The organism is Massilia sp. NBRC 108631, assembly GCF_059704565.1.
Window position 1 is genome coordinate 1 of the sequence record NZ_BAAKJE010000167.1, and the last position, 6,103, is coordinate 6,103.

Consider the following 6,103-nt stretch of genomic DNA (forward strand, 5'->3'; position numbering starts at 1 on the left):
GCAACACCGAGAACGTCGACGCCGGCCTGGCCGCCCTGCTGGCGGCCAGGCCCGAAGCGGTGCTCATGGTGGGCACCTACAAGGCCTGCGCGGCGCTGGTGCAGAAAGCGCACGCGGCCGGCTACAAGCCGAAGTTCTTCAACCTGTCCTTTGTCGGCACGGCCAACTTCATCAAGGCGGCCGGCGATGCTGCCGAAGGCGTCTACATCACCCAGGTGGTACCGTCGCCGTTCGATGAGTCCGTCCCCATCGTCAAGCAGTACCAGGCCGACATGAAGGCCGCCGGCGCGAGCGAATTCGACTACACCTCGCTCGAAGGCTACATCGACGCGGTGGCGCTGGTGGAAGGCTTGAGGAAGGCCGGCCCCGACCTGACACGCACCGGTTTCCTGGCCGCCCTGGAAAAAATGAACGTCAACCTGGGCGGCCTCGATATCGCCTTCGGACCGCAGGACCACCAGGGCTTGAACAAGGTCTACCTGAGCAGGGTCCAAAAAGGCAAGCCGGTCCCGGCCAGCAAGCTGTAGGCGCGCAGGCTCCGGCCTACTTGCCGCGCGCCATATCGGTCTCGGTATCGCGCCAGCGCGCGAACGACCGGTCCAGCTCACCCGCCGTCTCCAGCGCGGCATACGCGGCCGAGCAGATGTGCGAGTGAATGCGCTTCAGGTCGCGCAGGATGTCGATGTGCAGCGAGCTGGTTTCGATGCTCTCGATCCGCCCCTCTTTCAGGCGCGCGATATGGTTCTCGGAGGCGGCGAATTCCAGCTCCCGGATGCGCGACTTCTCGCTCAGCAGGCGGCGCGCCGATTTCAGGTCGCCGGACAGGAAAATCGCCATCGCCACCCGCAAATTGTCGCGCACCACGCGGTGGAATTCTTCCAGCTCGCGCGCGCCCTCGGCGGAGAACTGCAGCTGGCGCTTGATCTTCTTGCTGGCCAGTTCCATCAGGTTCTTGTCGATGATGTCGCCGATATGTTCCAGGTTGATCGCCAGGCTCAGTACCTCCACGGCGCGCCGCGCGTCCGCCTCGTCCAGCGAACCATGCGTCACGTTGATTACGTACAGCTTCACCGCCTCGTGCAGGCGGTCCACCGCGTTGTCCTTCTGGCTCACTTCGTACACCAGCTTGCGGTCGTTGGTCAGGATGGCCGTCATGGCCTGCTCCAGCATGGTGTCGACGATATCGCCCATGCGCAGCGTCTCGCGCGCGGCGCACGCCAGCGCGACCGAAGGCGGGTCGTTCACGCTGGCGCCGAGGTAGAGCGGCACCGACAGATCGCTGCCGTTCTTCACATCCGGCAGCAGCCGCTCGAGCAGCCGCGCGAAGGCGCCCAGCGGCAGGATGAACAGCAGCGCCATGACCAGGTTGAACAGCGCATGGAAGTCGGCCGCCAGCCGCACCGGGTTAGGATCGATGGCCTGGATCAGCCGCACGGCGGGGTCCAGCAGCGGCAGGAACAGCACGCACCCCACAACACGGTTGATCAGGTTGCCCACCGGCAGACGGCGGTCGGCAGGATTGCTGCTGGCCGCCCCTTCCACCAGCGGATTGAGCGCGCTGCCCAGGTTGGCGCCCAGCACCAGGGCCAGCGCGGCCACCGGCGACACGAACTGCGAGGCGGCCAGCGACATCGTCAACAGGATGATGGCGACGCTGGAGTGCGCCGCCCAGGTGAGCGCGGCGCCGATCAGCAGCGCCAGCAGCGGTTCGCCGGTGATGGCCGAGAACAGCGTCCGCACGGCCGGCGCATGTTCGGCCGGCGCCAGGCTGTCGAGCAGCAGGTGCAGTGACAGCAGCACCAGGCCCAGGCCGATGGCCACGCGGCCCAGGTCCTTGACGATGGTGCGGCTGCCCCGTTTGAACGCGGCCACGCCGCCTATCAGCAGCAGCGGCGCGAAAGCGGAGGAGTCGAATGACAGCAGCTGGACGATCAGCGTGGTGCCCACGTTGGCGCCCAGCATGACGGCCAGCGCGGGCACCAGGCCCACCAGGCCGGAAGCGGCAAATGAGCTGAGCATCAGCGCGGTGGCGGTGCTGCTTTGCAGCACGGCGGTGACCCCGACGCCGGCGGCGAACGCACGGTAGCGGCTTTGCAGTATCAGGCCCAGGATGCGCCTGATCCTGGTGCCGAACGCGCGCACGATCCCGCTGTGCACCATGTGCAAGCCCCACAGCAGCAAGGCCACGCCGCCCAGCAGGTCCAGCAGGACTTTCGTTCCCATCCTTGCCTCCGCTATCCGCTATCCGCCACCACGCGTCCTGCGCCAATCAGAGCAGCGTCACCTCGTCCGGCAGTTCGTCCACCCCGCCGCCGCCGCGCGGCAGATGGCGCCGCAGTTCGGCCGTCACTGCGGCAATGCCGCGCAGCGCGCCCGCCCCATAATCGCCGGCGGCGAAGGCGGTTTCCATGTCCGCCGCGATGCGCTTCCAGGCCGGCTGGCCGGCGGCAGCATGGATGCCCCGGTCGGCCACGATCTCGATGGCGTGGTCGGCAAACAGCACGTAAACCAGCACGCCGCTGTTTTCTTCAGTATCCCACACTCGCAGCTCGGAGAACACCTCCAGCGCGCGCTCGCGCGGCGCCATGCCTTCCATCAGCTGCCCCGGATCCAGCGCCGGCTCAATGACGAAACGGATCTCGCCCCGGTGGCCGCGCTCGGACTCGGCGATCGCGGCCTCGATAGCTTGCAAGGACGCCGGCGGGAAGTGCCGCCTGACAGCCGCACGGGTGGTGAACAGGTGCCGCAGGAAACGCCGGATATCCATGGCTACCACCTTCCCGATGCGCCGCCGCCGCCAAAGCCGCCGCCCCCGCCGCCCCAGCCACCGCCGCCGCCGAAGCCGCCACCTCCGCCACCGCCAATCCCGCCGCCCAGGCCGCCCAGCCCGCCGGCGATCCAGCCGCCGTGGCCGCGCCCCCGCGACATGCCGCCCAGCCCCGAGCGTCCCCCGCCCAGCAGCGTAAACAGGAAGGCGATGCCGCCCGCCAGCACTGCGGCCAGCACGCCCGCCATCAGGAAGGCGCCGACGCCGATCACGCCGCCGGTGACCGCCGCCCCCGCGAAACGTCCCAGCACTGCGCGCAGCACGCCGCCCAGCACCACCGCTGCCACCAGTGCAACCGGCAGCATCTGCCCTATGCCACCGGAGAAGAACTGCCCGGACTGCCCCGCCCGCCCCGCCTGTCCGCCCGTGGCCGGCGGCGGCAACGGTTCGCCGTCTATCACCTTCATCATGCTGTCCAGACCGGCGGCGATGCCGCCATGGAAATCGCCGTTGCGAAAGCGCGGCGTGATGGCTTCCTCGATGATGCGCTTGCTGGTGGCGTCATTGAGCGCCCCCTCCAGCCCATAGCCCACCTCGATGCGCAAGGCACGGTCATCCTTGGCGACAATCAGGATCGCCCCGTCATCCACCTTCTTCCTGCCGATTTTCCATTGTTCCGCCAGCCGGATGGCAAACTGCTCGATGGCCTCGGGTTTCGTGCTCTTCACGATCAGCACCGCGATCTGGCTGCCCTTGCGCTGTTCAAAGGCGCGCAGGCTTTCCTCCAGCCGGGCGGTTTGCGCGGCGTCCAGCGTGGCTGTCAAATCCGTGACCGGCCTGTTCAGCGCAGGAACGGCGGCCAGTTCCTGCGCGCCGGCGCCGTGCAGGCACTGCGCGCACGCCAGCAGCAAACCCAGTAGCCAGAGCCGGAGGGCAGCCATGTCACTTCCCTGGCTGCGGCTTGGGCGGCGTGTCGAAATTGACCGCCGGCGGCGTGGAAATGGCCTTTTCGTTCTCCACCGAGAAGTTGGGCTTCACGCCGTGGCCGAACATCATCGCCACCAGGTTGGTGGGGAAGGAGCGCACCGTCACGTTATAGTCCTGCACCGACTTGATGTAGCGGTTGCGCGCCACCGCAATGCGGTTCTCCGTGCCCTCAAGCTGCGCCTGCAGGTCGCGGAAACCGGCATCCGCCTTCAGCTGCGGATAGTTTTCGCTCACCGCGATCAGCTTCGACAACGCGCCGGACAGCTGGCCCTGCGCCTCCTGGAAGCGCGCGAACGCCGCCGGATCGTTCAGCAGCTCCGGCGTCACCTGGATGGCGCCCGCCCTGGAGCGCGCCTCGGCCACCTGCGTCAGCACTTCCTTCTCATGCGCCGCGTAGCCCTTTACCGTATTGACCAGGTTGGGCACCAGGTCGGCCCGGCGCTGGTACTGGTTCACCACTTCGGACCAGTTGGCCTTGACCTGCTCGTCGCCCGCCTGCAGCGTGTTGTAGCCGCACCCGCTTAGCAGCAGCGTGGCCGCCAGCAGCATCAGCATTCCGAACCGTGTTGCGAACCCGCGCATATGCCCTCCGAGGCTGATCTTGTTTGCTACCAGTCTATACGCATGTAGGGCGCGGTGGCGCATGACAGGGCCGCAGACGCGAATACAACGGCTTTGCTCGACTTGTTGAGCGATTGCATCCACGCCCTCCCCGCATGAACATTTTGCAAACTTTTTCCAGTACCTTTGGCAGCGCAGGGCAAAAACAATCCATCCAAAGGGAGACAAAACCATGCTTCGGAAAGCAACAGCCTCGTACGTCCTACTTGCATTGATGGCCATGGCCGGCAGTGCCGGCGCCGTCATCACTTCACCCGGCAAGCAGATCGAAAACCTGAATCGCGGCGCGGTCGCCATCAAGTCCGCCGCCGGCGTGTTTATCAGCTGGCGCCAGTTGGCCGGCGACCCGGCAGGCACCACCTTCAATGTATACCGCGGCGCCACCAAGCTGAACGCCGCCCCGCTGGACGCCCTCAACTACACCGACACAGCCGGCACGATAGCCGGCAGCTACTCGGTGCGCGCGGTGGTGGGCGGCGTGGAACAGCCAGGCTTCGACGCTGGCGCAACCTGGGCCAACGCCTATAAATCGATCCCGGTGCAAACGCCGCCGGCGGGCGTCACCCCCACCGGCCAGGCCTACACCTACGAGATCAACGATGGTTCCACTGCCGACCTGGATGGCGACGGCACCTATGAAATCATCATCAAGTGGCAGCCGACCAACGCGCAGGACAATTCGCTGTCCGGCTACACCGGCAACACCTACCTGGACGCCTACAAGCTGGACGGCACACGCATGTGGCGCATCGACCTGGGCAGGAATATCCGCGCCGGCGCCCACTACACCACCTTCCTGGCCTACGACTTCGACGGCGACGGCCAGGCCGAGGTGATGGCCAAGACCGCCGACGGCACCGTGGACGGCCTGGGCGTGGTAATCGGCTCGGCCACTGCGGACCACCGCAACAGCGCGGGCTACATCCTGACCGGACCGGAATTCCTCACCGTGTTCAACGGCCTGACCGGCGCCGCCATGAAGACCACCAACTACCTGCCAGCGCGGGGCACCGTGTCCTCCTGGGGCGACAGCTACGGCAACCGGGTCGACCGCTTCCTGGGTGGCGTGGCCAATGTGGACGGCGCCCGCCCCAGCGCCATCTTCTCGCGCGGCTACTACACGCGCGCCGTGATCGCCGCGTGGGACTGGCGCGACGGCGCGCTCACCAGCCGCTGGGTATTCGACACCAATGAATCCGGCGCCGCCGCGCGCGGCCAGGGCGCGCACTGGTTCGCCACCGGCGACGCCGACGGCGACGGCAAGGACGACATCGTGTACGGCGCGGCCACCATCGACAGCTATGGCCAGTTCAAGTACGCCACCGGCCTGGGCCACGGCGACGCCCTGCACTTCGGTAAATTCGACCCGAACCGCGCGGGCCAGCAGGTGTACATGATCCACGAAACCCCGTCGGTCTACGGCGTGACCGGCTCCGGCATGCACGACGCGGCCACCGGCGCGCTGATCTGGGGCGCCAGCGGCTCCAACGCGGACGTGGGGCGCGGCGTGTGCTTCGACGTTGATCCGAACTACGAAGGCGAGGAATGCTGGGCCAGCCGGGGCGGCTTCCGCACCGCCACCGGCGCGCTGATCAACGCCACCGCGCCCACCGCTTACATGAACTTCGCGGCCTGGTGGGACGGCGACCTGCTGCGCGAACCGATGGGCAGCACCTCGATCGACAAGTTCGACCCGGTCACCCGCACCGGCAGCAAGATCGTGGACGC

At 67.2% G+C, this 6,103-nt stretch carries 6 protein-coding genes; 2 read left to right on the top strand and 4 right to left on the bottom strand.

Annotated elements, in window-relative coordinates:
* A partial coding sequence (locus tag AC6H42_RS17185; protein WP_497548564.1) for an ABC transporter substrate-binding protein occupies positions 1-527 on the top strand: 527 nt, incomplete at its 5' end.
* 16 nt (positions 528-543) lie between these two features.
* Here AC6H42_RS17185 and AC6H42_RS17190 read toward each other — a convergent pair.
* The 4 genes from AC6H42_RS17190 to AC6H42_RS17205 are packed head-to-tail and all read right to left on the bottom strand — an operon-like array spanning position 544 to position 4,336.
* Entirely contained in the window at positions 544-2,223 is a 1,680-nt protein-coding gene (locus tag AC6H42_RS17190) for a Na/Pi cotransporter family protein (protein ID WP_057153833.1), read from the bottom strand.
* Positions 2,224-2,269: 46 nt separating this feature from the next.
* On the bottom strand, positions 2,270-2,767 hold the full coding sequence (locus tag AC6H42_RS17195; RefSeq protein WP_497548565.1) for a TPM domain-containing protein: 498 nt from the start codon (positions 2,765-2,767) through the stop codon (positions 2,270-2,272).
* A gap of 2 nt (positions 2,768-2,769) precedes the next feature.
* A complete protein-coding gene (locus tag AC6H42_RS17200; protein WP_497548566.1) occupies positions 2,770-3,708 on the bottom strand; it encodes a TPM domain-containing protein in 939 nt (312 codons plus the stop codon).
* Position 3,709: 1 nt separating this feature from the next.
* Positions 3,710-4,336: a LemA family protein gene (locus AC6H42_RS17205; RefSeq protein ID WP_200953926.1), complete on the bottom strand. Its 627-nt coding sequence runs from the start codon at positions 4,334-4,336 to the stop codon at positions 3,710-3,712.
* A 259-nt stretch (positions 4,337-4,595) separates the two neighbouring features.
* Between AC6H42_RS17205 and AC6H42_RS17210 the strand changes: the two genes are divergently transcribed.
* The coding region (locus AC6H42_RS17210; protein ID WP_497548567.1) for a rhamnogalacturonan lyase at positions 4,596-6,103 on the top strand (1,508 nt) is incomplete at its 3' end.

Coding starts and splice junctions, on each gene's coding strand:
- AC6H42_RS17205 (WP_200953926.1), bottom strand. CDS start 4,336: ATGCGCGGGTTCGCAACACGGTTCGGAATGCTGATGCTGCTGGCGGCC.
- AC6H42_RS17200 (WP_497548566.1), bottom strand. CDS start 3,708: ATGGCTGCCCTCCGGCTCTGGCTACTGGGTTTGCTGCTGGCGTGCGCG.
- AC6H42_RS17190 (WP_057153833.1), bottom strand. CDS start 2,223: ATGGGAACGAAAGTCCTGCTGGACCTGCTGGGCGGCGTGGCCTTGCTG.
- AC6H42_RS17195 (WP_497548565.1), bottom strand. CDS start 2,767: ATGGATATCCGGCGTTTCCTGCGGCACCTGTTCACCACCCGTGCGGCT.